The following is a 25,038-nucleotide window of genomic DNA, read 5'->3' as shown; positions in this document are numbered from 1 at the left end:
TACTAGGATTAACGCGCTTTGCTGCGACTAAATTGCGTCTGCCTATCTCAATGTGACAGGCGGGCGACGGCGCCGGGGCGCCCCCTGACCGACAGATCTTCGTCCTCCGGATCGCTCTCGAGGCTTTGCAGGATCGGGCAATGGGGGCGATGATCCCCCTGGCAGGCATTGACCAGAGTGGTGAGCGCGTGGGCCATGTCCTGCAAGCCTTTGATCTTCTGTTCCAGCGCATCGATATGGCCCCGCGCCAAACGCTTGACCTCGGCGCTCTGCCGGGTCTCATCGCGCCACAGGCCGAGAAGATCGCTGATCTCGGCAACTGCGAAGCCGAGATCGCGCGCCCGGCGAATGAAGCGCAGCATGTGCACGTCGGTATCGGAATAGTCGCGGTATCCGGACGCCGTCCGGTCGGCAGCCGGAATGAGGCCGGTCTGCTCGTAGTAGCGGATCATCTTGGCCGAAACACCCGATGCTTTAGATGCCTGTCCAATGTTCATCGACATTCTCCTAGTTGGCGCAGAGCCGACCCAGATATGGGGCCGACTGCTGCGTTTTGTCAGTTCGCGACCTTGAACGTGCGCAGGCGCAGCGCATTGCCGAGCACGAAAACACTGGACAGGGCCATGGCGCCGGCGGCAAAGACGGGCGACAGCAAGATGCCGTAAGCTGGATAGAGCAGGCCAGCAGCGACCGGGATCAGCGCCGTGTTATAGGCAAAGGCCCAGAACAGGTTCTGCCGGATATTGCCGATTGTCGCCTTTGACAGGGCGATCGCGTTCGATACGCCCTGTAGGCTCCCCGACATCAACACAACGTCCGCCGCTTCGATCGCGATGTCCGTACCGGTGCCGATGGCGAGCCCCACATCCGCCTCGGCCAATGCCGGGGCGTCGTTGATGCCGTCACCGACAAAGGCGACCTTGCCGTATTGAGCCCGCAGGCGACGCACTGCTTCGACCTTGCCGTCTGGCAGCACTTCGGCCACCACTTCATCGATCCCCAGCCGGGCCGCGATGGCTTTGGCCGTACGGGCATTGTCGCCGGTGATCATCGCGACCTTGAGGCCCAGATTGTGCAGGGCCTTGATCGCCGCAGGCGTGGTGGCCTTGATTGGGTCGGCCACGGCGATGATCGCCGCAAGTTGGCCGTCGATCGCGGCATAGAGCGGCGACTTGCCCTCGTCGCCCAGACGCTCGGCAACCTTGGAGAAGGCCGCCACGTCATGGCCGAGTTCGACCATATAGCGGTCGGCGCCGATCTCGATGCGCTTGCCGTTGGCCCTAGCCTTGACGCCAAAGCCCGTCACCGATTCAAAGTCCGACACGGCGGGCAGGACGATGCCTTCCCCGGCAGCGGCTTCCACGATTGCGCTGGCAATCGGGTGTTCCGATTTGACTTCGACCGCGGCAACCAGAGCCAGAACGGTCGACCGGTCGAAACCCGCTGCCAGTTCCAGATCGGTCAGGGCCGGCTTGCCTTCGGTCAGCGTACCGGTCTTGTCGAGCGCCACGACCTTAGCGTCCTTTAGCAATTGGAGCGCTTCACCCTTGCGGAACAGCACGCCGAGTTCGGCGCCGCGGCCAGTGCCCACCATGATGGAGGTCGGCGTCGCTAGACCCATGGCGCATGGGCAAGCGATGATCAGCACGGCGACGGCATTGACCAGCGCAAAGGTGAGCGCGGGCGACGGGCCGAAAGTGAGCCAGGCGGCAAAGGTCAGCGCCGCCACGGCGAACACCGCTGGCACGAACCACATGGTCACCTTGTCGACCAGTGCCTGGATGGGCAGCTTGGAGCCCTGGGCCTCTTCGACCATGCGGATGATCTGCGACAGCACGGTGTTGCCGCCAACCGCCGTGGCGCGGAACGCGAACGCGCCCTTCTGGTTGACCGTGCCGCCGACAATCTCGCTGCCTACCGACTTGGCAACCGGGATCGGCTCGCCGGTGATCATTGACTCGTCGACATAGCTGGTGCCTTCGACCACTTCGCCATCGACGGGTAGGCGTTCGCCGGGACGCACCTCGACGATATCGCCTGATACCACCGAGCCAATCGGCAGATCGAGCGTCGTGCCATCCCTGCGGACGCGCGCCGTCTTGGCTTGCAGGCCGGCCAGGCGCTTGATCGCTTCGGAGGTCCGACCCTTGGCACGAGCCTCGAGCAGGCGACCGAGCAGGATGAGCGTCACGATAACCGCGGCGGCTTCGTAGTAGACGTTGATCGTTCCGGGCGGCAGGAAGCCGGGCGCGAAGGTGGCGACTAGCGAATAGCCATAGGCGGCAAGCGAGCCGACGGCCACCAGCGAGTTCATGTCGGGGGCCAGACGCCAAAGCGCCGGCAGGCCCTTGTCATAAAAGCGAATGCCCGGAATGAAGAGCACCAGCGTGGTCAGCGCGAACTGGATGTACCAGCTCATCTGCATGCCAATCGTCGCTTCGATGAGGGCGTGCGCGCCCGGAATGAGGTGCGATCCCATTTCCATGAGAAAGACCGGCGCGGTCAGCACCGCCGCGATGGTGAAATCACGGGTCAGTTCGCGGCGCTCCACGTCCTTCTTTTCGGCGCGCTCTGTGTTCTCGTCGCCTTCATTGCTGGCGGTCGCGCCGATCAGCTTTGCGTCGTAACCAGCGTCCGCGATTGCTGCAATCAGGGTCGCCGCATCGGCGCTGCCCTGAATGGTAGCGCGCTCGGTCACCAGATTGACGACCGCCTCGCTCACGCCCGGCACCGCCTTTAGCGCCCGCTCCACGCGGCCGACGCAGGATGCACAGGTCATGCCTTCAACCGATAGCTGGGTGGGTCCGCCGGCGGACTGCTCCGGCACAGAATAACCGGAGTGCTCGATGGTCTCGACCAGCGTTGCGCGGGCAACCACCGATTTGGTCGTGATGCTCGCGCGTTCCGTTGCCAGGTTGACCGACACGGTTTGGACACCAGGAATGGCCTTCAGGGCTCTTTCGATACGACCGACGCAGGACGCACAGGTCATTCCCTCGATGGGGAGCGATATCGTTCCTGACAGGTCTGTTGCTCGAACGCGGGCATTCATAGCCGCCTCCTTTTTGTTCCGAATTTCAAGTTCGAACAGAAGATGGGGCTTCCAACCATGGTAAGGTCAAGACCCAATTTTCCTTTTTCGTAGCCCTTGACCTTACCATGGTTGGAAGCCCTACTTTGGGCGTCATGAGACCCAACCAAGGAGATTCCTCATGCAACTCAAGATCGAGAATATGACCTGCGGCGGTTGCGCCAAGTCCGTCACCAGGGCGATCCAGTCGGTCGATCCCACTGCCAGGATCGAGACCAATCCCGGCGCACGCAGCGTCAAGCTTGAGACGACAGCGACGTCGGCGGCCCTGCAAAAGGCTCTTGAAGCAGCCGGCTATCCCGCCGTCGTGAGCTGAACTGGCGCAATTCCACGAACAAGCTCACCCCGATCTTCACCGCCGGGGCGCTCGCCGTCTGCGCGGGTTTGGTGATCGCACAGAACCAAACGGGCGTTGATGCTCCCATGCCGGGGCACAACATGGCCCGAATGGAAATGTCTGTCTCCGACAGCCCCTCTACGAAGGCTTACATAGCCGCCAACGACCACATGCATAGCGACATGATGGTCGAGTTCACCGGCGATGCCGACATCCACTTCATGCGCGGCATGATCCCGCTTCATCAGGGTGCGATCGGTATGGCCAACATGTCCGTCGTCAGATCATTTGGCTCAGTTTTGGTGTCGGATTAGCGGAGTCTCGGCCTCGTCGTTGGGTTGATGTTATGCGGCGAGCTTGCGGTGCTGCAAGCGCCGATGCTGGATGGTCTGTCGCTTGATCCTTTCGCGTTGTTTGATGATCGCTGCGGCCCTGCCGAAGTAGGCGTCTGCCGGTGTCACGTTGTCCAGGCTCTCATGGTAGCGCCGGTGGTTGTAGTGCTCGACGAAGGCGCTGATCTGGGCTTCGAGATCGCCGGGCAGGAAGTAGTTCTCCAGCAGGATGCGGTTCTTCATAGTCTGGTGCCAGCGCTCGATCTTGCCCTGCGTCTGGGGATGCATCGGCGCACCCCGAATATGGCTCATGCGATTGGTCTGGATATAGTCTGCAAGTTCGCTGGCGATGTAGCACGGGCCATTGTCGCTGAGCAGGCGGGGCTTGTGATGCACATGGGCCTGGTCGCAGCCTGAGGTAGCGAGCGCCATGTCCAGTGTGTCGGTGACGTCCTCGGCCCGCATGGTGCTGCACAGCTTCCAGGCGATGATGTAGCGCGAGAAGTCGTCGAGCACGGTGGACAGATACATCCAGCCCCAACCGATGATCTTGAAGTAGGTGAAGTCGGTCTGCCACATCTGGTTGGGCCGTACCGTTTTGGTGTGGAACTCGTTTTCCGCCTTGATCACCACATAGGCCGGGCTGGTGATCAGATCGTGGGCCTTGAGAAGCCGGTAAACACTGGCCTCGGAGACGAAGTAACCCTTCTCATCGGTGAACCGCACCGCCAGTTCGCGCGGCGACAGTTCGGACTGCTCCAGCGCCAGCTCGATGATCTGGTCATGGATGGCAGGCGGGATCCGGTTCCACACCCGACTGGGTGCTGAGGACCGATCTTCCAGCGCCTCGGGACCGCCACCGAGGTAGCGATCATACCAGCGATAGAAGGTTCGGCGTGGGATCCCCAGTCGGTCCAGGGTGCGTTTCGCCGGCAGGTGCGACTGCTCGACCAGTCTGATGATCTCGAGCTTTTCGGGTGCGGGATACCTCATTCTGACGCGTCCCCATCCGCGATCATGCTTTTTTTGAGCAGACGGTTTTCCAGCGTCAGATCGGCCACGCATTCCTTCAGCGCGCTGGCCTCACGGCGCAGATCCTTGACCTCATCACCGGTGGCGGCGCGCGCCGTATCGCCCGCCAGGCGGCGCTTGCCGGCTTCCATGAACTCCTTCGACCAGGTGTAATACAGGCTCTGCGCGATCCCTTCCTTGCGGCACAGCTCGGCAATGCTGTCTTCGCCGCGCAAGCCATCCAGCACGATCCGGATCTTGTCTTCAGCTGAAAAGTGCCGGCGGGTCGCCCGGCGAATGTCCTTCACCACCTGCGCGGCAGGCTTTTTCGTGTTCGAGGATTTGGTCGTCATCTTGGTTCCTTCGTCATGCGACGAGACCAAAACACTCCTTAATTCTCAACCCTAATTCTGGGACATATGTGCTGACGGCGGACACGAGGAAGTGTTCAAGCTATTTGCTCAGATGGCGGATGTTGGTCAGGTCATTTACCTCACGCATCACCGACATCTATGCGATATCGCCAAGGCCGTCGTACCGGGTGTCACGATCCACGAACTGACTTGAGGTAACCGCAGGGATCGCCAGCTTCTCCTGTCGATATTTAGCGCCGACCAGTCGCATCGCTTCGGTGCGATAGCCAGCAGATGCCATTTTTCCCGACGCCGGCATGTCTTAGCCGCTTCCGCCGCAAAGCCGCAGCATTGCACGGCATGCTATCCCCCTTAAGGCCGCTGGTCGACCAACACCGGCACGTTTCAGATAGGTCAGGGGCACCACCACTCGTCGCCGTCCGGCCAGGATCGGGCTAGCCCTTCGGAAATCAGGATATCCCCAACATCGCGACCATCGATCCGGATGGTGCCGAGCAGGCGCTTTCCGGTGCCGTCTATTCCGAAGGTCTCAACGGTCCAGCTTTTGCTGTTCAGGAGTTCCAGCAGGCGGTTACTGGCAAGGTAGGCTAGTTCGACCTCCGCCTCGCCGCCGCAGATCTCGGTCGCCGGCTCAGGGGTGTCGAAGCCCTTGAGCCTGATGTTGCTGCCGTGAATCCAGATCGTGTCGCCATCAACGAGGCAGTGTTTCTCGGGTCCGTTCCTCTCGCCGGCATGGCACATGCGCATGGTCTCCGACGCTCCAGCGGAATTCGAAAAAGACGTCAGAAGCATGGCCGCGATCGCAACCCACCGGGAATGCCGGCCTGTTGGGAAGGTGGAAGTCATCTGCCGAACAGCCTTGCGAGGATCGACCAGATGCTGAAGCGAGTCTTGGAGTATGTGCGGTTGTAGAGGGCCCGTTTCGGATCCGTAAGCCAGCCCCATCCGCGAGGTGCCTTCAATCCCAGATTGTGCCGTACCACCCGTTTTACCGAAGTCCTCGCCGCGATGGACTTTCGCAAGCTGGGCTTCCTAATGCCGAATGCGCCAAGTCCTTTGCGTGCCATGCTGGCCCCCTATATTGCCCCGCCAGTATTGTATGCTTGGTCACCATAGGCGATACAAGATTGCATTGAGTGGGGAAAATACGCGATGTCAGACTTCGATCAGATTCCATTCGGCGCAGCCGATTTTGCGGACAATCCCGAACCGCGTTGTCCATGCCTCCTACTGTTGGATACCTCGCACTCTATGCAAGGCTCACCGATCGCTGCCCTCAACCAAGGGCTTGTAGCTTTCAAGGACGAGCTAGCAGCCGATGCCCTTGCCATGAAGCGGGTGGAAATCGCGGTCGTCACGTTCGGCCCGGTGAGCGTCGTCACCGACTTTGTCACGCCTGACAACTTCTATCCACCCAACCTTCCGACGACCGGGGACACCCCGATGGGTGCGGCCATCGAGCAAGGGCTCGAGATGTTGCGCCAACGCAAGGATGCCTACCGGGCCAACGGCATCTCCTACTACCGCCCGTGGATTTTCCTCATCACCGACGGCGCGCCCACCGACAGCATCGTCCGGGCGGCGCAGTTGGTCAGGGAAGGCGAGACCACTAAGTCCCACTCGTTCTTCGCTGTAGGTGTCAAAGGCGCCCAGATGGATGTCCTTGCACAGCTCTCGACCCGCCAGCCGCTTTCCCTGGACGGCCTTAAGTTCAGGGAGATGTTCGCCTGGCTGTCATCCTCGTTGAGCGGCGTCTCGCGTTCGCAGGTCGGGGACAGCGTGCCCCTGACCAATCCAACTGCCCCGGACGGATGGGCGAGCGTCTAATCCGATGACGCCGAAATGGCGGTTGGCGGCAGCATCAGCTGTTGGCACTTCACACATCGCAACCGGGCTGCCCTGCCAGGACAGCCTCGCGCACGCTGTCATTGAGACCCTAGACGATACGGTGCTCGTGGCGGTGGTATCCGACGGTGCGGGCAGCGCAGCCCATTCCGACGTGGGATCATGGCTCGCGGCCAAAACCTTCATCGAATGCATAGAGGTCTTCCTCGGTGACGGCGGCGAGCTAGCCGCGTTGAATAGGTCTGTGGTGGCAGGGTGGATTGCGGAAGTCCGAGCCGCATTGGAGGCGACGGCCAAGGACAGCGGACATGTGGCGCGCGACTATGCATGCACCCTCCTAGCCGCATTAGCGGGAAGCACCATGACCGCCTTCGTACAGGTGGGAGACGGGGCGATCGTGGTGTCGCACGGCGAGGAGGACGGGTGGTCCTACGTCTTCTGGCCCCAACACGGGGAATACGCCAACACGACCAATTTCGTCGTCGCGCCGAACGTCGAGGACGTGATGGACTTCGAGCTTGCACCGCGGCGGATAGACGAGTTCGCCATCTTCTCGGACGGGATAGAGAAGCTCGTCCTGCATGATGCCACCCGGACGGTCCACGAGTCCTTCTTCCGCAAAATGTTCCCGCCGGTGAGGAAGCTGGGTGCCCCGGGTCTAGACGCAGAGCTGTCGGAAGGCCTTGAGCGCTATCTGTCCTCGCCCGTGATCTGCGAGCGCACCGACGACGACAAGACGCTCGTGCTCGCCAGCCGCAGACCCCCATCGGAACCGGCATGACCCGTCGGCCGACCGACATTCTCAACGAGGCAGGCCAGTCCCTTACCCTCGGATCCCGACTGGGAGGTGGCGGTGAGGGAGACGTATGGGACATTCCCGCCAAACCGGACCTGGTGGCAAAGATTTACCACAGCCCGCTGACGGCAGACCGCGCGGCCAAGATACAGGCCATGAGCTCGTTCCGGACCGACGCGCTCGTGAAGCTTACGGCTTGGCCGGCTGGACTGCTGCGCCACCGTATCCAGGGCCCCATTGGCCTGCTCATGCCGAAGGTATCGGGACGCAAGGATATCCATCACCTCTACAGCCCCAAGAGCCGTCGCGCCGATTTCCAGAGCGCTGATTGGCGGTTCCTGATGAGGACTGCCGCCAATGCCGCCCGCGCCTTCGCGGCGGTGCACGATGCGGGCGGCGTCATCGGGGATGTCAACCACGGGAGCATCCTGGTGGCGCAGGACGCCACGGTGAAATTGATCGACTGCGATTCTTTCCAGGTCTCCCTCGGAGGGCGGCGCTACTTCTGCGAGGTCGGGGTCGAGACCTTCACGCCACCCGAGCTACAGGGAAAATCGTTCAAGGGCGTCACACGCACACCCAACCACGACAATTTCGGTCTCGCAGTCATGACCTTCCTCCTGCTCTTCATGGGGAGGCATCCGTTCGCGGGGCGGTATAGCGGCGCCGGCGACATGCCGATCTCCAAGGCGATCGAGGAGGTCAGATTTCCCTATGGAAGCCGCCATACCGCGGTGGGAATGCTGCAGCCTCCGGGAACCCCGCCCCTTTCGATCGTGGGTCCGGACGCGGAATTCTTCTTCGAGCGCGCTTTCGCGAGGGAAATGATCCCCGGGGGCCGTCCGTCCGCCGTCGAATGGATAGAGGTGCTCAGCACGACCGAGCGCGAACTGAAACAATGCGCGAGTAACCCAGCCCACTGGCATCACAGGAGCACTTCATGCCCTTGGTGCCCCATGGAAGGGGCCACCGGCGTTCCGCTGTTCGGGATGGCCCACGTTCAAGGCGCGCAGGGCTTTGCCTTCGACATTGTCGGGCTTTGGCGGCAAATCGAAGCGATCGGCGACCCCGGTCCCGTGCCTGGCCTGCCGACAACATCGAAGACTGCAAGCTCGGCTGCCAAGGCCGTGGCTGCCAAAAAGAACCTGCGTGGCGTTCTCGCTGCGGGCGCAGCGATCGCGGCCTTTGCCGGTGCTATCTCCTACATGCCCGGAATCTGGTGGCTTGCACCGCCGTTGGCTGCTTTCCTCATCTGGAAGCTGATGGAGGACGACGACCGCAGCAAGAGCGTGCGCGTGGCTGCGGACCAGGCGATCCAGAACTGGGTTACCCTCAATCACCAGTGGAACCAGCGTGCGGGCAACGAGGCATTCCTCAAGAGGCGAGCCGAATTGACCCAGTTGAAGTCGCGGTGGGAGGGCATGCCTAACGAACGCCTTCGCCGGCTCGACCAGCTGAAGCGCAACCACCGCCAGCTACAGCTGGAGGCCTATCTGGACCGCTTTGAGCTCGCTACGGCGAAGATAGAGAGCGTCGGCGCTGGGAGGAAGCAGACCCTAGAATCCTACGGTATCGAGACCGCCCTCGACGTCACGCAGGCCGCGCTGTTCTCCGTGCCCGGGTTTGGGCCGAAGACCAATCAAAAACTTCTTCGCTGGCGCGCGGGCATCGAAGCCAAGTTCGTCTTCAACCCGAGCCTTCCGGTGGACCCGCGCGAAATCCAGAAGGTCGAGGCGTCAGTGCTCAGGGATCGATCGGAGCTGGAAGGAAAACTGCGACAAGGGCTGCTCGAGCTCCGGCAGATCGCGGCGCAGGTGCTGTCCGTGAGACAGCATATGCGGGACCAAGTGGCGAAGGCATTCGATACCAAACTGCAAGCCGATGCGGACCTTGCCGCCATCGGTAGATAATCTCAAACTGGTTCACTCCCGGCGGTGGACACCGATCAGCCGTTGGCGTAGCGCGGGAGGCTCCAGGACAGGGCTCCGGGTATTCGCCCTCCGCCCCAGCAGAGCTTCTTGCCGATGATGATCACCCATTCTGACGTCTGAGAAAGAGCGAATGCGTGATAACTCGCCGCGAGCCTGACCCGGGCCGGGGGCTCCCAAAAGCCGCGCGTGAGAGTTATCGCGGGGGAGCGTCCGGGCGCCATATCGTGGTAGAGAGTGGTGAACCCGTCCGAGGCCAAGTCGGCGCCCCGCATACAGCGAACTGGATTGGCAGCGCATCAAAAAACGCGGCAAATCGTGATCCCGTATACAAGCAAAATAGCTTGGAAAGCTGATGTCTGGTATAGTCATTCGTAGTAGGACATGCACTGATTTGCAGAGCAGTTCGTCAAACATGGGGTCGGGAGGCGCAGATGTCAGCGAAACAATTCATTGCACTCCTGAACTCCCATGTAGCAGGCGACGAAGATCAGTTCCTGGCGATCGCCCTCCAGGTTGCGGCCCAGGAAGCCCGCGGCGGGAACGCTATCGAAGCGGAGAAGCTAAAGCGTCTCGTTCAACAACTGCGAAACCGTGGTGACGCACCGAAGGCTCAGTCCGTCATTCCGATGGCGCGACCGCGCGGCGAGCTGCTGGAACTCGTTCAAAGCTCCTACCCCAAGATAGGGCTCGACAGCATGGTGCTGGGCGAAGGAGTGCGGAAGCGGCTCGAACGCTTGGTGCGGCAGCAGTCGGAACGCGCTACGTTGCGTGATCACGGCCAGGTGCCCGCATCCCATATTCTGCTTGTCGGGCCACCCGGTACCGGCAAAACAATGACGGCCTCCGCTCTCGCAGGGGAGCTTCACCTGCCCCTCTTCACAGTTCGCCTGGATTCACTGTTCAGCCGGTACTTCGGAGAAACCGCGAGCAAGCTTCGATTGCTGTTCGACCAGGTTGCAAAGACGCGCGGCGTGTATTTGCTCGACGAGTTTGATGCTGTCGGTTCCCATCGTGGCGACACAAATGACGTCGGTGAAATCCGCCGCGTCCTGAATTCGATTTTGACGTTTATGGAAGAGCCGAACGCGACCGACAGTATCGTCATCGCCGCGACGAACCATCCTGAAATCCTTGATCGCGCCTTGGCCCGCCGTTTCGACGAGATCGTCGAGTACGACGTTCCGAACGGGGAGGCGGCGAGGGCGATACTATCGCGCCGCTTGGGAAGGCTGAAGCTAACGGCCAAAGTGTGGGCGGATATAGAAGAGGCCACAAAGGGCCTTAGCCAAGCCGAGCTCGTTCGCGCGGCTGACACGGTCGTCAAGGATGCCATTTTAGAAGGGTCGAAGGCACTGTCGGCCCTGGCGCTACGTGCGGCGCTCGAGGATCGTCAGGTCTTCAAGGGCCGATTGCACGCGCAGCGTTGATGATTTGAGGGATTGATGGCGGGTGGCGACGATTTTTCAGCGCATGACTTAGCGCATATCCGGTTCGATCCAGTTCGTGTCGAAGCGCAATACGAATTCCCCAATCGACCGCAAGACCGCAAGCCTCGCCGAGACGACTATCATGCACATGCGCAGTCGCTCACTCAGCAGCTGGCGGCGGCGCTTGGCGCTGTGCCGGCCGCGGCAGACGACACTCGCCTGACGATCGCGGATCAGAAGCGAGGAACGATCGTCGAGATCGAGACTATGGTGCCAACCAGCGAGAGGCAGGGGGCGAACAAAACTCCGGCGCTGGACTATCCGACACAGGAAATAGTGGTTCTTCGATCGGAGCGTCAGGAGGATCGGACGGAGAAGGCGGTTCTGTTCATCCCCGATGATGCCCGAAATTATCTTGTCGCCCGGCTCAATGCCTATGGCGCTGAGAACATCGGCAACCGAAAGCGACCTGACGTTCCGAAGTTCGAACCGATCGAAGTTATTCGTGCGGCGCAAGCGCGCGCCCTGTTCTCCGGCGATGTCGATTTTGACGCGCCTGAAAACCGGTGGTGGGAACTTTGGGTCCGGGAACCAGCCGAGCAAAAACCAGGTGCCAGGACAAACGCTGTGAGTGCTGCGGCCACGGCCGCCGGTTTTGACGTTCACACAGAACGACTTTCTTTTCCTGATGCCGAGGTTCTGTTCGTACATGCCGCAGCAGCACCATTGGCGGCCTTTCTCGCTCGTGCTCTCGGAGCAGTGTGGGAGGTACGCAGAGCGGAAGGCAGCATCGAGCCTTTCCTCGAACTCGATGGCGCCGGTTTGGGGCAGCATGACTGGGTCACGGATTTAGCAGGTAGGATTCTTGCCCCGCCAGAGGGTGCTCCTGCCGTTTGCGTGATCGATTCTGGCGTAGCTGCCGCACATCCACTCATCGCGCCGGGTATCGCAGGGGCGTGGTCGGTGGATGATCAATGGGGGACCGACGATCACCATCATCATGGCGGTCACGGCACCCCAATGGCCGGCATGGTGCTGCACGGCGACCTGTTCTGGCGCATGAACGACAATCAGCCGGTCGCTCTTACCCATCACGTCGAGTCAGTGAAGTTTCTTCCACCCCATGGGTTCCCGCCGAACCGCCCATCTGCGTACGGTGTCGTAACGCAGTCAGCGATCTCCATCGTGGAAATAGAGCGGCCCAACGTGTCGCGGAGTTTCTGCGTAGCGTCGTCCACCAGCCTTTTTGCGCCCGATGCGCCATCGTCCTGGAGTGGGGCCCTCGATCAAATCAGTTCAGGCTCGATGCTGGGAGAACACGACAAGGATATCTTAGCCAAAGACCACCCGAAACGCCTGCTCATGGTCGCGAGTGGCAATGTCATTGGGGGGCAGCGCGACGTGGTTGAACAGCATCATACGATCGAGGATCCCGCCCAAAGCTGGAACGCGCTCACAATTGGCGGCTTTACCTCGAAGTCTGAACTCGTGGCCAACTTAGCGCCTTTGGCTGCGGCCAACGACAAGAGCCCGTTCAGCACCGGCTCACAGAACATGCTGGGAGATCTGACGCCCATCAAACCTGAGGTCTTGTTCGAAGCCGGGAACATGATGATCGACCAGGCTGGCTATTGTGACTGGCATCCTTCCGTGTCGCTACTGGGGACGGGTTCGGACGTGGCTGGCGAGCCCCTGGTTCCGTTTTGGGCGACGAGCGCTGCCACTGGCATGGCCGGCAACTTTGTCGGCCGCCTCAAAGCCGCCCTGCCCGATCTTTGGCCGGAGACCTACCGAGCACTTGTGGTGCAATCGGCTGAGTGGCCAACGCCCATACGAAAGAAACTGATTGGAAGAGGTGCCCACTGGAAGACGGGAAATAAGGGGGAAAAGCAGCGGCTGCTCCGTGACGTAGGCTTTGGCGTGCCAAACATATCGCGCGCAATAGCGTCGGCGCGGAATGACGCGTTCCTCCTTGCGCAAGCGGAGATTCAGCCATTCGCTATCGGACAGGGCGGAACGTCAGTATTCAACGAAATGCACTTCTACGACCTGCCTTGGCCTCGCGCTGCTCTGCAGGCTCTAGAGAACTCCATCGTGGTCATGAAGGTGACACTCTCATACTTCGTGGAGCCTAATCTGTCCGGGCGGGCCTCGACGCGGCCCGATACATATCGATCATTCGGTCTTCGTTTCGAGCTCAAGAAACGCTTGGAAACCGACGAGGAATTCCGCACGCGATTGAGCCGTCCGGAGGAGCCGGCGCAAGTCGGAGAGCATCTCAACCAGGACGCAGGTCAAGACCAGGAAAAGCAGGTGCCAGAGGCAAGCCACTGGCTCTTGGGACCCAAGGCTATGCAAGCGGGCTCCCTGCATTGCGACCTCTGGAGGGGGTATGCGGTCGACCTAGCCAGCCACGATCACATCGCCGTCTTTCCAGTAACTGGCTGGTGGAAGTCTCACACCGGCCAGAAGCGGATGAAGGACAAAGCCCGGTATGCTTTGACGATCTCTATCACGGCCGAGGGGCAAGAGGTCGATCTGTATTCTGAGATTGCCACGGAGCTTGAGGCGTACGTGGCAGCGCAAGGAGTGGGTGTAGAAGCCGCGCCCTAGTCTCGCAGATCCGGTTCAGCAGCGTCGTAGTCGCGCTCGGAAGCGCCACACTCGAGGCACACGTCGCCGCCGTGATTCTCACTGTAGGTCCAGCCGCAAGCCCAACCGCAGCTAGGGCAGAATTCATAGCAGTCGAAGTCGCCCCACAGCCATGGGCTGGCAAATTCAGGGATCGCATCCCTGTCGTAGGAGATGATCTCGAAGGCGTCGTTTCCGACCGCGATGAAGGCGGTTGAGGAAAAAAGTTTGAGCGCCGAGACGACGTCGTCAGGCGACAACGAAAACCATTCTCCTGTGTCGAGTTTATGCTCAAACACGGAGTGGAGTCGTTGTTCGATGGCGCGATCTTCGGAAACCGAGGCGGTTCGAATTTGTCCCATCAGGGCGACCTTGCGGCGGTTCCCGGTCTGCAGATTGGAAATCCGGCGCTCAAGTGCACGTGAGCGGCCGATCTTCACATGGAATTTGCCCGCTAGGCTGTTGTCGAGCTCAGTAACAAAATAGACGACCATCATAACCACCTGGTGGCGCTGCCATCACAATATCCTGTGCTGGCTCGAAGTAATCAATAAGGGCTCTCCCGCTTGTGCCGGAACCGGCAGATACACTACGGGGACTTACCTCTTTCGACGAGAATGGAATGACAAATTCAAAGGCATCCGCTGGCGCAGCTTTCCTTTCGGAAGATGAGCTGTTCGAGGCCCTCTCCAAGAGCGCCTTCGAATTCCTTACACGCGCGATCGACGAATTCGCAGAGTCAGCAAAATTCTCGACCGTTCATTTCGCCATAGCCATCGAGCTGTTCCTCAAGGCGCGGTTGATGCGCGAACACTGGTCGTTGCTCCTCGATAAGCCGGACCAGGCGGACAAAGCAGCCTTTTTCAGGGGTGACGCCAAAACCGTGACGCCTGAGCAGACGATGGAACGGCTCCGACGGATTGCGCTGGTAACCATTCCACAGTCGTCCCGCGAGATCTTCGGTCTGATCGCGACCCATCGCAACAAGATGGTCCATTTCGCCCATGCCGGGGAAAACGATACGGACGGTCCGAACGGTGTTCAAAGGATAGCCGAAGAGCAATGCGCGGGCTGGTTGGCTCTAAGAACCCTTCTCGCCGAATGGCCGGAGTTCGAAGATTTTCAGACAGACATCTGGCAGATCAGCGTGCGGATGGAGGGACACAGAACATATCTTGAAACGGCCTTCGCTGCTAAAGCCGCAGAGCTGCAAAGCCATCGCGATGCCGGCGGTCGCGTCATCCACTGCCCGAGTTGCCGATTTGAATCAGTGAAGGTTGAGGATCATATCGATGCCGTCGCCGAAGCGAACTGCGTGGTGTGCCGCTTCTTCCGAGGTTCCGAGATTGCCATAGATTGCCCCAATGAGGACTGCGGTGCTCCTATCCGGTTCACTTCTTATGACGGGCCGCCCTCCGAATGTCCTACCTGCAACGAGGCTCTGTCGAAGGACGAGGTTGCGGCCGCTCTCGACACCGGCGACGCCATCACAAAAGACAACTACTTCGACCATGTTCCAATCAATTGCCCCCATTGCGGCGGCTACCACACTGTGATCGAGCACCATGATCGCTATGTGTGCTCGGAATGCTTTGCGGTGGACGATACTTATGGGATTTGCGGATATTGCTCTGAGGGCCAACTTGGTGGTGTGCCTGAGCATAGTTCACTCGTCGGTTGCGAGTTCTGCGAAGGAAACGCCGGTCGATATTCAGACGACTAGTGACCGATCCTCACACATCTCGATCGCGTAGCTCAACATTCTCCAGCTCATCATGTGCGATTGGGAGGGTCATCGTAGTGGACCCGGCGGCTTTCAGTAATCCTGCATCCTCAAGCTCCTCGAGCCCTGGCAAATCACGCAACGTGTCGAGCCCGAAATGCTCCAAAAACACCTTGGTCGTCACATAGGTGAACGGTGCCCCCGCCGTCGGACTACGCGGCCCGGCGGTGATCATGTTCTTGTCTCGCAGCGCCCCGATGACGTCGCGCGACACCTCCCGACCCAGGATCTCGGACACCCCTGCCCGCGTCACCGGCTGATGATAGGCAATCGACACCAGCACCATGGCCTCGTTCTGGGTTAGATCAACCCCACGGTCCGGCACCGCAGCAGACGCGGCAATCGCGTCAGCATAGGCAGTTCGGGTGCGGAACGCCCAGCCCCCAGCAACACCGACCACGTCATAGGGTTTGCCCCGCAGCGCTTCGCGGATGTCGTCGATCAGCAGGTCGATGCTGGCGTCGCGGCCGATCACGCGCGCCAGGACCTCACGCTCCACCGGCTTTGGCGCCGCGAACAGCACGGCCTCGATGCGGTTCATCCACTCGCGCCAGCGCAGGTCAGTCGGCATATCGGCCAGTTCGGCATCGAAGATCGGGGGTTCGGCATCTGTCCGTTTGCGCCTGGCCATTGTTTTGCCCTGCCTCACAAGCCGTAAAGCCGAAACGTCGACCGGCCGCTGAGCTCGCGTACCGCCCTTAACTCCCCCAAGCGATCGAATAGGCGCCGCGTCCCGCGCGCCGACAGCTTTGGGCTCGACCAGGAGCCCGGCACCGCGTCATCGGACAGCAGCAGCTTGATGACGTCGCCAGACCCCTTGGCGCGCAACTTCGGCACCACCGCAGTCAGTGTTGCCGCGCGCTGTGCCAGCTCTATACCGAGATCACAAGCCTCCGCTGCGGCGGTCGCGTAGGCCAAAAGCACCGCCCTGCCCCACCCTTCGCCTCCCGGCCGGATGCGCTTGCGGTGCTCGCCCGATTTGAAGGCCAGCGAGGACACCTGGCCCATCAGCAGCGGAACGGGCACCGGCCATCTGAATTTCTGGGCGAGCAGCATGTCGGCAAGCCAGATACCCAAAAGTTCGGCATCGGGCCGGGCCCGATAGACAGCGGCGGCAATCTCGGCCGCCAGCACCGGCGCCGGCCGTGACGACACCATCATGTCTGCCCCATTGGCCAGCACCTCGGTGAGACTGTCATCCCAATGCAGAGCAAAATGCTGTTCGGCGACCGGTCGCACCATTTCCTCGTCACACCTGGTCGTGCGACTGGCCATTCGGCGCCAAGCCATCAACAGGTGACCGGACGGGCCAGGATCGGCGCCGGGGTCGCGCAGAAAATGGGTGTCGCGCAGCGCGGATTCGTCCTCGCGTCGGCCGCTCAGATTTACCGCCGCGGCAGCGTTCCGCAGCGCCAGACGCTGCCGCCAGGCGCCGGCCCAGGAAAAATCCTGACGCACTAGATTGTCCAAGGAATTCAAGGCCGAACCAGCCGCGTATGCCGCATCGGCATCGTGCAAAACCACACCACGCGCTCGCGCCCAAGCCGGCACTTTGGGCACAGGCGGAGGATCGATAACCAGCAAATCAGCGCGCGAGTTCATGTCGGCAGGATACCACGGGGCGGCGCTTCATACCACCATATTACCCATTATCCGCCCTGCTTGTCGGCACACAATAACGACTGATAATGTTCAATTATCGGAACCAGTGTGCTACAGCTCAGTTCATGGTCCATGTCACTCGTTCTTCATCAGCGGACAGGCTGTCAGCAGACCGGTATTCGTGAGACTCGCCCGCGAGAGGACGGTTCCGAGTCGGAGATTTGAGACTGGTAGCGCCGCATCCATCCGTTCGTCGGTGGTTAAGATATTGATCGATCGGTGGTTCTTATCCCGCACCGTGAACCGCGCGGCTGCAAGGTGAATGTGGGGTAGTCTCATGATTTCCGCTCCGGATCGTGTCTCGGTCTCACTAATTCCGATTCAGTCTCACAATTGTGAATCACGTAAGCCATTGAAAACAAACAACCTAGAGTCTCATGAATTCCGATACTCCGACAAACGCCACGTTTGCCCCTCAGTTGCCGGTGGTTCCAGACACGGCGGCGCCGCCGGCGCATCTCGGCCGCCTGGCGGACGCGGCTAAAGAGTTTGCCAAACACGCCAGCGCGGCCAATACCCAGACCGCCTACGCCCAGGACTGGCGGCATTTTACCGGCTGGTGCCGCCGGCGTGGCCTCGAGCCCCTGCCCCCGACCCCACAGGTGTTGGGACTCTATATCACCGATTGTGCTGCGCCTGAGGCCAAGGGCGCCCGGGCGCTCGCTGTGGCGACTATCGAGCGCAAGCTGTCCGGGCTGATGTGGAATTTTCGCCAGCGCGGCTTTGTCCTCGATCGCAGCGATCGCCACATCGCCAGCGTGCTGGCCGGCATCCGCCGGAAACACGGCAAACCACCGGTGCAGAAGGAAGCCATTCTGCCCGACGACATCGTCGCCATGGTGGAGAGCCTGGGCCACGACCTGCGCGGGCTGCGCGATCGCGCCATACTGTTGCTGGGCTTTGCCGGCGGCTTGCGGCGTTCGGAAATCGTTGGGCTCAATGTAAGCCGTGCTGACATTGAAGTTGAGGGTTGTGGCTGGATTGCCATCGAGCCCGGCGGGGTGCTGCTGACGCTACGCGGCAAAACCGGCTGGCGCGAAGTGGAAATCGCCCGCGGCTCAGCGGAGCGCACGTGTCCGGTGGCGGCGCTCGAGGCCTGGCTGAAATTTGGCAAGATCGAGCGCGGGCCCATCTTCCGGCCAATCCTCAAGGACAACAAGACCGTCGATGTCGAGCGGCTCTCGGACAAACACGTCGCCAATCTGGTCAAGCGCACGGCGCTGGCCGCCGGGCTGCGTGGGGAGCTGCCGGAGGCCGAACGGGCGCTGCAGTTTGCCGGCCACTCGCTACGCGCCGGTCTGGCCAGTAGCGCCGAGGTGGATGAGCGCTATGTGCAAAAGCAGCTCGGCCACGCCTCGGCCGAGATGACCCGGCGCTATCAACGGCGGCGCGATCGGTTTCGCATCAATCTGACCAAGGCGGCCGGGCTGTAGGTCCCTGCCCTACGCGGACTATGCCTCGTACCAATACTCGCTGCATCTGTGCGTTCTGCCGTTGGGCAACAACCGGTCGGCGATGCCACGCTGATCGAACACCTCGATGGTGCGTGCGCGCAGTCCCCCGGCGCGCGAGCCTGCCAACTGGTCATTGACCTGGAGTAGCTATCGGGAATGCCAGGGAACCCCGCCAGTTACGAAAGGCCGTCGGCTGGCGGGTTGGGGCACTACTAGATCATGCGGCCATTGGGCTACGGCGTGCCAAGCATGTCTTCTGGGCGCTAGCTCCACTGACAACTTCGTACATGCCCCGAACTGGCCTAGCCAATCCCCTAGTTTCTTGCCGAACTTAGCGGCCGCTGGACCTGCTTGACAACACAGTAACCGTGCCCACTGTCCGACTATTGAGCCAAATGCACCGAGACTGCCAACAGTCGCAGCCGGAGCTTTGACGAAAGCGATCTGGCGCATCGCCGCTCCGGAAAAATTCTCGGGTCATAATTGATCTTGCCGCCAACCAAATACAACAGTATTGTTGTAACCATGATTCCAGCACTCGTACCTTTGAATGGCTCTCCTTGGTCCGTTTTGCCGCCTGGTGCACACACGGCAAATTTGGAGGAAGTGGCATCCGCATTCGCCACGAATGCGTGGCGGCGTGAATTGTTTGGGGGGCTTATCCTTGCTTCGAGTAAACTGAAAGAGGCTGGATGCACAAAGATCTTTCTCGATGGCAGCTACGTCTCCGGCAAGCCCATACCTGGTGACTTTGATGCATGCTGGGACCCGGCTGGGGTGGATCCAGTCACCCTTGACCCAGTGTTTTTGGATTTTTCCAACGGTCGAGCCGCGCAAAAATCGGCATTCAGAGGGGAGTTCTTTCTATCGTCGATGACGTGCGTCGATGTCGGAAAGTCATTCGTAGATTTTTTTCAGATCGACAGATTCACAGGACAAGCCAAGGGGATCATTGCCATTCAGCTTTCGACCGACCCGCTTCTCTTCGCGAAGGTGCAGTCATGATTTACAGCGAAAAACAGCAAAGCGTATCCAGCGCGCAACTGAAAAAGTTGCGAGACGCCCTTAATGTAGCCACTGCGCGCGTGTCGGATCAAGCGTGGCTCAAGCAGGCGGAAATCAATGCACTCAAGAGCCAGATTGCCGATATCGAAGCTGAAATTCTCGAATACGATCTGCTGAAATCCGGCCAAGTCTCTTTCTCGAAAACCTACTCGCTAGAAGAGCTGCCACGCGTCTTGGTGCAAGCGAGAATCGCCTCAGGTATGAGCCAGACTGACTTGGCCGAGAAACTTGGAATGAAGCCGCAACAAATACAGCGTTATGAGGCAACAGACTATAGCGGTGCGAATCTTGGCCGGCTGGTTGAGGTTTCGAAAGCACTTGGTGTCAAGGCATCGGGGAGTTTTGAGGGTGCGGGCTCTGCCAGTGGCTCTCTCTTCACCTGGAGCGACGCTGACGATGTCGCCTGGGGCCAGTTTCCTTACAAAGAAATGATCAAGCGCAGATGGTTTGACTTACCGCGTGGTTCGAACCCAATCGGACTTGTAAAGGACTACTTCCTGCAGGCCGCCGGCCCTCGATTTGCAACCGCGTTTCATCGCAAGAAGATGCACAGCGGTAACGTGCCAAACGAATATGCCTTGCTCGCTTGGCAAGCACGTATTCTGGAGCGCGCCCATAGCAAAATTCAAGCTGGCGAAGTTGGAAGCTTCCAATTGGATGACCGATGGCTATCAGAGTTGGTTCACCTCACCAATTTCGATGACGGCCCACGGCGTGCTCGAGACCTGCTGGCCGAAAAAGGTATTGTACTAGTCGTCGAGCGTCACCTCCCGGGGTCATATCTCGACGGCGCTGCTATGCTCGTTGGCGACACCCCAGTCGTTGGGCTGACGCTCCGCTATGATCGACTGGACAACTTCTGGTTTGTGCTGATGCATGAGCTCGGGCATGTCTTCCTCCACCTGTTCGACGGCCTGCGTTTTGATTTCTTCGATGAGGAAGGCGGCAACGGCTTCGACGCAATCGAAGCGCAAGCTGACAAATTTGCGCTCGATGCCTTGATACCCGAAGACTTGTGGGACCAATGCCTCTCGCGTTTCGCTCTCTCGAAAGAAGCTGTGCAGATAGATGCTGAGACAATCGGCATAGATCCGAGCATCATTGCCGGTCGCATTAGAAAAGAGCGCGGAAACTACACCATCTTGAATGACCTGGTCGGCCAAAATCAGGTTCGTTCGCAACTTGAAGAGGCGAGCGATGAACTTGACTGAGGACATGTATGTGCCAGCGCTAAGATGGCGCATGGCAGAGTACCAGGCGCTTCTTCGTTTGACCGATGGTGCCAAGAAACGGGTCGTTCCCTACCTTACCATTCCAGAGCGCGAATTCGACTTCGACTCCTGGCAGCCGAAAAAAACGATCCACGAGCATGTGCATCCTTTTGTGGATCGATACGGAAAGAAGTGGGGTGCCAGACCCGCGTGGATAGGTGTGCATGCAACTGTCGCAGACGGCATCATGAACGACGGTCGCGACATTTTGACATACGTATTCGACGGCCTACGCAAGCTCGGTGCCAAGGCCGTGCCCTCTATCCGGCTGGACGCCACCACTAAGCTCCAAAGCTCGGTTGCGGGGATCGTCAAGCAAGACGGGCGGGGAGTTGCTATCTCTGTTCGACTGGAGGATTTGATGAAGAAGGACGCGTTCGCGCGCGTCGTGGCAGTGTTTCGCTCGCTGGAGGTCAATGAGAATGAAGTCGATCTCATTCTCGACCTCGGTCAGCCCAACTTTGAGCCCTACAATGCATTCGCCTTGGCGTTGATCGCCTCGTTGCGCCGATTAGGGGATCTCAATCGATTCCGCAATCTTGTGCTCATAAGCACTGCTATTCCCGAGACCTTCAAGGACGTTTCCAAAGGCGTGGGCGAGTTACCGCGCCATGATTGGTTGTTTTTCCAAGCTCTGCTTTCCGCGCTGCCTTCTGGGATGCGAAGGCCGAGCTACGGCGACTATACCATCGTCCATCCCGAATTCACGCCGCAAGACATGCGCAAAATAAAGTCGTCAGGGAAGATCGTATATGCGACCGGGAAGTCCTGGTGGGTGCGCAAGGGCAGCGCCTTCCGCGGGAATGAAGAGCAAATGCACGAACATTGCGCTGTCCTGGTCGGATCTGGCTTTTTCAAAGGCAACCATTACAGCTACGGAGACGACTACATCGGCAAATGCGCTGTGAAGAAAGCGCCAACGAGCAATCTTACACGCTGGAAAGATGTAGCGATAAATCATCATATGATGCAGGTGCTTGACGACCTCTCCAATCCCGTCGCCGGATCATGAAAGTGCGTATGGAGGAGGTGATCTCTGAAAGAGAAAGGGTTTCACATAGCATCCGGTAGAGATGCTGCCTTGGCTGGCGGAGGTCCCTTGGTAAATAGCCTGCATTGCTCAGCAGTTCGATAACTTCGTCTCGCCAGAGTAAATGCGCCATCATAATCGCATCAACTTCGGGATTGCGAACGGCCTTTCGCACCGTGTGGAATTCTATGCCGCCCCTTGGCCCCTGCTCAGCAGCGATTACGCCACACCATTGGGGAGCCGCATTCACGATGCCTTCAACGTGTTTCGGCGCTGTCACGAATGTCAGCTTTTGCAGAGTCTGACGATAGATGCCGATCTGCATCGCCATCCGGTCTAGATTGTCTTTGGCACTCTTAATCTCATAGCCATGAATGCAGCCGTTAATGACCGCTATGTCGATACGGCCTCGAGCATGCGCAAGACCAAGTTCATCGATCACCAGCGTGTCTGGGTGGGATCTGGCGTGCCTCAATCGCTTGGCATGAAGCGCTGAGCGGATATCGGAGTCTGTTGTGGCCGGCTTTTTCATGGTCTGCTGCGTTTTTCCCGCGCACTTTTGGCCTAAATTTAGCGCCGCGTGAAGGCGGCATTCTGACCAAGCCTACATTCCTTTCAGAAAGAAGCGAACTGCGCGTAGTTAGTCTGCATCCGCAGTGGATGGCAGCATAGCTGTTATCCATCTAGCTCCAGGATAACTGATCGCGGGGGAGTCGGCCGCTGGGATCAAACACCTCCACCTTATGGGGCAGTTTCGAGTCCCAGTTCCACAGGACCAAATTGCAATCCTGGGCCTCAGCGCCGGGTGCAAAACTGGGCACCAGAATTCCAGCCGTGCCGTCCGCGACGAGCCGATCATAGATCGACCAGGAAACTGGCCGCTCCCCCTGTGCCAGCGCCGATGCCCAAGCACAGGCCATCTCGTCAACTGTCACGGATACCTCTCCCCTGCCCTGCTCCGACGTGAGGTCGACGATATCGTCGCAATCGACATCGTAAGAACACAGCACTGTTGGATCGAGGCGATGGGCAAAGCCTTGGCTGATCTCCTTAATCGCCGTCATGACACTGAGGCCAAGATAGAGCGCAGGCACCCCTTTGGGATTGAAACGGGCGCCCCGTATCCCTGCCCCCTCCCCAGAAAGCGGCTTAAAAGCCCAGCGTGGATCATGGGCTCGATAACACGTCCCGACGAACCTCACGCAAAGCCGCCCAGTGCCAAGTGGTCCAGATAATCCCGTACGGCACCAGCCTGGCCGTTCTTGACCAGAGCTTCAGCAGTCCGGCCACCGAAAGCCGGCAGCGGTTGGGCCCGGTACCAGGCCATTGCCTGCTCCTTGCCACCAGCCCATTCCGAAACCCGGCTGATTATTTCGAGCATTTCTCGTAACCGCCCCTGCGCCTTGGGCGCCCCGATCCGTTCGGATCGATAGAGCGTTTCCCGCGCCAGCCCAGTCGTTTCCGCGAGTTGGGACTTCGACATTCCAAACCCATTCGCCACCCGCTCGGCGGCGATCCGCCCTGCCGGGTCCATGTAGGACAGGATCAGCGGCCCTGCCTGCGCTGTCATTTTCTGTATCTGGGTCACTTGTGACCTCCTCTACAACCATTATGCCATACTCTTTGTACGCAATATACGGTATTGAAACTGGCAATTCAATGATCGCCGTTATTTATCTCTGTCCCATTTTCCCATCGTTTGGCGCAGCGCATCGCTGATTTCCAATCGCTTCTCGGTTCGCATCACCCGCTCGGCGGTCGCAACGGTCTCTTCCGCGGCCCCAGATGCCTTTGTGGCATCCAGTTTGGCCCGCACCAGGGCCATAACCATCGGCCAGACGGAGAATTTAGCCGCCTTGGCCCGATCCGTCAGGCTGCGCAGATAGCCACCAGGACTTTTGATCTGATCCTGCCGCTGATAGATCGCTCCGATGGTAATCGCCGCCTCTCGTTCACCCATCGCCGCTTTCGCGTCATCCCAGGCGCTGGGGCTGATGCCCAAAACGGGCCGGACCAGTTCTGCGGCCGCCAGATAGTCGCGCCAGGTGCGGATTTCACCACTTTTGACCACCCACACCACATTCGAGCAGGCATCGAGCACGATGGATAGGGGCAATTCTCGCCGCGGCAGGCTCTGCACGTTGGATGCTTCCCCGGCGCTGCCGCTCGCTTCTTCTTTTATTCCTAAGCGGCTTTCAGAATCTATTTTAGAGTCTGGTTTTGAATTCTGTATGTGGCGCTCAGATTGAGACTCATTGGCGCTCATATTTGTAGATTTGACGAAGGATTCCAACACGTCGCGGATCTGGGACCAGAGGTCTTCCAACTCGGCGACAATCGTCTCCAGTACCTGGCGTGGGGCTGTGCGGGGGAGCCGGGCAACGATGGTTTGATAGGACTGCAGCACCCTGCCCCAGTTGCCTGGCACACTCTCCTCAATCCCAGCGTCGATCATCTTGATGATGTCGCGACGGCAGATGGTTAACCGCTCCTTAACGCGGCGGTAGGCCTTCTTTTCGGCCTTGAGCGCCTCAGCCAAGTCCTTGAACTCGGCCGCTCGGGCAACGATAGGTGACAGGTCAAAGCCATAAGCCTCTTCAACCTCGCCGCCCTGCCCCTTGCGGGCAAAGCGCTTGCCGTTGGGGCTGTCACGCCGAATGACCAGACCGCAGTCAACCAGGTTCGCCAGATGGCGCCGGAGCGTCGCCGGCGACATGCCGTTGGCACGGTTGATCAGTTGTTCGTTAGATGGCCAAACGATTAAGGCACTGTCGCCGTAGAAAGCCGTTTCCGGATGGAACGACAGCAAAGCGTTGAGGATCGCCAGAGCACGATCGGTTGCCCCCAGCGCGATACGCACCTCCTTGATGTCAGCAAACACCTGCCACTTATGGACTGTTGCATCTGCCGGCGCTGTCTTGGCCGTTACCTGGCTTGAAATCATGCCAAGCGTCAGCGATCGCCGCCCAAAGGGCGTCGTTGAAATATGCGTCTGCAT

23 protein-coding genes and 1 pseudogene are annotated in these 25,038 nt (G+C 59.7%); 12 read left to right on the top strand and 12 right to left on the bottom strand.

The window, feature by feature from the left end; all coding sequences use genetic code 11:
• Nucleotides 1-47 precede the first annotated feature (47 nt).
• Both cueR and BUA69_RS15030 read right to left on the bottom strand, forming a co-directional pair.
• Nucleotides 48-497, bottom strand: coding sequence for a Cu(I)-responsive transcriptional regulator (gene cueR / locus BUA69_RS15035; RefSeq protein WP_046135172.1), 450 nt, complete (start codon nt 495-497; stop codon nt 48-50).
• Nucleotides 498-556: 59 nt separating this feature from the next.
• The gene (locus BUA69_RS15030) at nt 557-3,052 is read right to left on the bottom strand and encodes a heavy metal translocating P-type ATPase (protein ID WP_046135173.1); all 2,496 of its coding nucleotides are present in this window, start codon (nt 3,050-3,052) and stop codon (nt 557-559) included.
• A gap of 160 nt (nt 3,053-3,212) precedes the next feature.
• On the opposite strand from BUA69_RS15030, the gene BUA69_RS15025 reads away from it, so the two are divergent.
• Together BUA69_RS15025 and BUA69_RS21305 are read left to right on the top strand one after the other, a co-directional pair.
• Complete coding sequence (locus BUA69_RS15025) at nt 3,213-3,407, top strand: heavy-metal-associated domain-containing protein (RefSeq protein WP_046135174.1); 195 nt, start codon at nt 3,213-3,215, stop codon at nt 3,405-3,407.
• A 122-nt stretch (nt 3,408-3,529) separates the two neighbouring features.
• Entirely contained in the window at nt 3,530-3,742 is a 213-nt protein-coding gene (locus tag BUA69_RS21305; RefSeq protein ID WP_244547465.1) for a DUF305 domain-containing protein, read from the top strand.
• Nucleotides 3,743-3,772: 30 nt separating this feature from the next.
• On the opposite strand, the gene BUA69_RS15015 is transcribed toward BUA69_RS21305, so the two are convergent.
• Nucleotides 3,773-5,124, bottom strand: a protein-coding gene (locus BUA69_RS15015) for an IS3 family transposase (protein ID WP_425283941.1) whose coding sequence is annotated in 2 segments (ribosomal slippage) — nt 3,773-4,786 and nt 4,789-5,124 — 1,350 coding nt in all. Because the reading frame shifts where the segments join, the coding sequence is not laid out codon by codon here.
• A gap of 414 nt (nt 5,125-5,538) precedes the next feature.
• Nucleotides 5,539-5,937: a thermonuclease family protein gene (locus BUA69_RS15005; protein WP_244468741.1), complete on the bottom strand. Its 399-nt coding sequence runs from the start codon at nt 5,935-5,937 to the stop codon at nt 5,539-5,541.
• A gap of 360 nt (nt 5,938-6,297) precedes the next feature.
• Between BUA69_RS15005 and BUA69_RS14995 the strand changes: the two genes are divergently transcribed.
• From BUA69_RS14995 to BUA69_RS14970, 5 genes are all read left to right on the top strand, one after another.
• On the top strand, nt 6,298-6,972 hold the full coding sequence (locus BUA69_RS14995) for a vWA domain-containing protein (protein WP_046135178.1): 675 nt from the start codon (nt 6,298-6,300) through the stop codon (nt 6,970-6,972).
• A 4-nt stretch (nt 6,973-6,976) separates the two neighbouring features.
• Nucleotides 6,977-7,771 carry a PP2C family serine/threonine-protein phosphatase gene (locus BUA69_RS14990; RefSeq protein ID WP_046135179.1) on the top strand — a complete coding sequence of 265 codons (795 nt, stop codon included), beginning with the start codon at nt 6,977-6,979 and terminating at the stop codon, nt 7,769-7,771.
• Entirely contained in the window at nt 7,768-9,696 is a 1,929-nt protein-coding gene (locus BUA69_RS14985; protein ID WP_052950532.1) for a helix-hairpin-helix domain-containing protein, read from the top strand. The genes BUA69_RS14990 and BUA69_RS14985 overlap by 4 nt, the downstream gene beginning before the upstream one ends.
• Before the next feature lie 452 nt (nt 9,697-10,148).
• Entirely contained in the window at nt 10,149-11,144 is a 996-nt protein-coding gene (locus BUA69_RS14975) for an AAA family ATPase (RefSeq protein ID WP_046135181.1), read from the top strand.
• A 15-nt stretch (nt 11,145-11,159) separates the two neighbouring features.
• On the top strand, nt 11,160-13,757 hold the full coding sequence (locus BUA69_RS14970; protein WP_046135182.1) for a S8 family peptidase: 2,598 nt from the start codon (nt 11,160-11,162) through the stop codon (nt 13,755-13,757).
• Here BUA69_RS14970 and BUA69_RS14965 read toward each other — a convergent pair.
• Nucleotides 13,754-14,269 carry a GIY-YIG nuclease family protein gene (locus tag BUA69_RS14965; RefSeq protein WP_046135214.1) on the bottom strand — a complete coding sequence of 172 codons (516 nt, stop codon included), beginning with the start codon at nt 14,267-14,269 and terminating at the stop codon, nt 13,754-13,756. The genes BUA69_RS14970 and BUA69_RS14965 overlap by 4 nt on opposite strands.
• Nucleotides 14,270-14,397: 128 nt before the next feature.
• Between BUA69_RS14965 and BUA69_RS14960 the strand changes: the two genes are divergently transcribed.
• The gene (locus BUA69_RS14960) at nt 14,398-15,498 is read left to right on the top strand and encodes a hypothetical protein (RefSeq protein ID WP_046135183.1); all 1,101 of its coding nucleotides are present in this window, start codon (nt 14,398-14,400) and stop codon (nt 15,496-15,498) included.
• A gap of 10 nt (nt 15,499-15,508) precedes the next feature.
• Here BUA69_RS14960 and scpB read toward each other — a convergent pair whose 3' ends face one another.
• Both scpB and BUA69_RS14950 read right to left on the bottom strand, forming a co-directional pair.
• Nucleotides 15,509-16,189, bottom strand: a complete 681-nt coding sequence (gene scpB, locus BUA69_RS14955; RefSeq protein WP_052950534.1) for an SMC-Scp complex subunit ScpB — start codon at nt 16,187-16,189, stop codon at nt 15,509-15,511.
• A gap of 14 nt (nt 16,190-16,203) precedes the next feature.
• Nucleotides 16,204-17,160: a DUF1403 family protein gene (locus BUA69_RS14950; protein ID WP_046135184.1), complete on the bottom strand. Its 957-nt coding sequence runs from the start codon at nt 17,158-17,160 to the stop codon at nt 16,204-16,206.
• Nucleotides 17,161-17,597: 437 nt separating this feature from the next.
• On the opposite strand from BUA69_RS14950, the gene BUA69_RS14945 reads away from it, so the two are divergent.
• Nucleotides 17,598-18,653, top strand: coding sequence for a tyrosine-type recombinase/integrase (locus tag BUA69_RS14945; protein WP_046135185.1), 1,056 nt, complete (start codon nt 17,598-17,600; stop codon nt 18,651-18,653).
• Nucleotides 18,654-18,704: 51 nt separating this feature from the next.
• Here BUA69_RS14945 and BUA69_RS20810 read toward each other — a convergent pair.
• A pseudogene (locus BUA69_RS20810) lies at nt 18,705-18,797 on the bottom strand (hypothetical protein); the annotation flags it as partial.
• Between the two features lie 360 nt (nt 18,798-19,157).
• Here BUA69_RS20810 and BUA69_RS14940 point away from each other — a divergent pair.
• The 3 genes from BUA69_RS14940 to BUA69_RS14930 are packed head-to-tail and all read left to right on the top strand — an operon-like array spanning nt 19,158 to nt 22,022.
• Nucleotides 19,158-19,679, top strand: a complete 522-nt coding sequence (locus BUA69_RS14940; protein ID WP_244468742.1) for a DUF6932 family protein — start codon at nt 19,158-19,160, stop codon at nt 19,677-19,679.
• Nucleotides 19,676-20,950 (top strand): XRE family transcriptional regulator, encoded by a 1,275-nt coding sequence (locus tag BUA69_RS14935; RefSeq protein WP_046135186.1) that lies wholly within the window; start codon nt 19,676-19,678, stop codon nt 20,948-20,950. Before BUA69_RS14940 ends, BUA69_RS14935 begins: the two co-directional genes overlap by 4 nt.
• A gap of 31 nt (nt 20,951-20,981) precedes the next feature.
• Nucleotides 20,982-22,022 carry a beta family protein gene (locus BUA69_RS14930; protein WP_244547464.1) on the top strand — a complete coding sequence of 347 codons (1,041 nt, stop codon included), beginning with the start codon at nt 20,982-20,984 and terminating at the stop codon, nt 22,020-22,022.
• Here the strand turns inward: BUA69_RS14930 and BUA69_RS14925 are convergent.
• From BUA69_RS14925 to repC, 4 genes are all read right to left on the bottom strand, one after another.
• Nucleotides 21,940-22,572, bottom strand: coding sequence for a sce7726 family protein (locus tag BUA69_RS14925; protein WP_072866575.1), 633 nt, complete (start codon nt 22,570-22,572; stop codon nt 21,940-21,942). The two genes, BUA69_RS14930 and BUA69_RS14925, sit on opposite strands and share 83 nt — an antisense overlap.
• A 151-nt stretch (nt 22,573-22,723) precedes the next feature.
• Nucleotides 22,724-23,242, bottom strand: coding sequence for an RES family NAD+ phosphorylase (locus tag BUA69_RS14920; protein ID WP_046135068.1), 519 nt, complete (start codon nt 23,240-23,242; stop codon nt 22,724-22,726).
• Nucleotides 23,239-23,610: an antitoxin Xre/MbcA/ParS toxin-binding domain-containing protein gene (locus BUA69_RS14915; protein ID WP_425283942.1), complete on the bottom strand. Its 372-nt coding sequence runs from the start codon at nt 23,608-23,610 to the stop codon at nt 23,239-23,241. The genes BUA69_RS14920 and BUA69_RS14915 overlap by 4 nt, the downstream gene beginning before the upstream one ends.
• Before the next feature lie 99 nt (nt 23,611-23,709).
• Nucleotides 23,710-25,038: a plasmid replication protein RepC gene (repC, locus tag BUA69_RS14910; RefSeq protein WP_046135069.1), complete on the bottom strand. Its 1,329-nt coding sequence runs from the start codon at nt 25,036-25,038 to the stop codon at nt 23,710-23,712.

This window comes from Devosia limi DSM 17137 (assembly GCF_900128975.1).
Classification (GTDB): Bacteria; Pseudomonadota; Alphaproteobacteria; order Rhizobiales; family Devosiaceae; genus Devosia; species Devosia limi.
The sequence above is the reverse complement of the archived record's forward strand: the minus strand, read 5'-3'. Positions and strand labels throughout refer to the sequence as shown.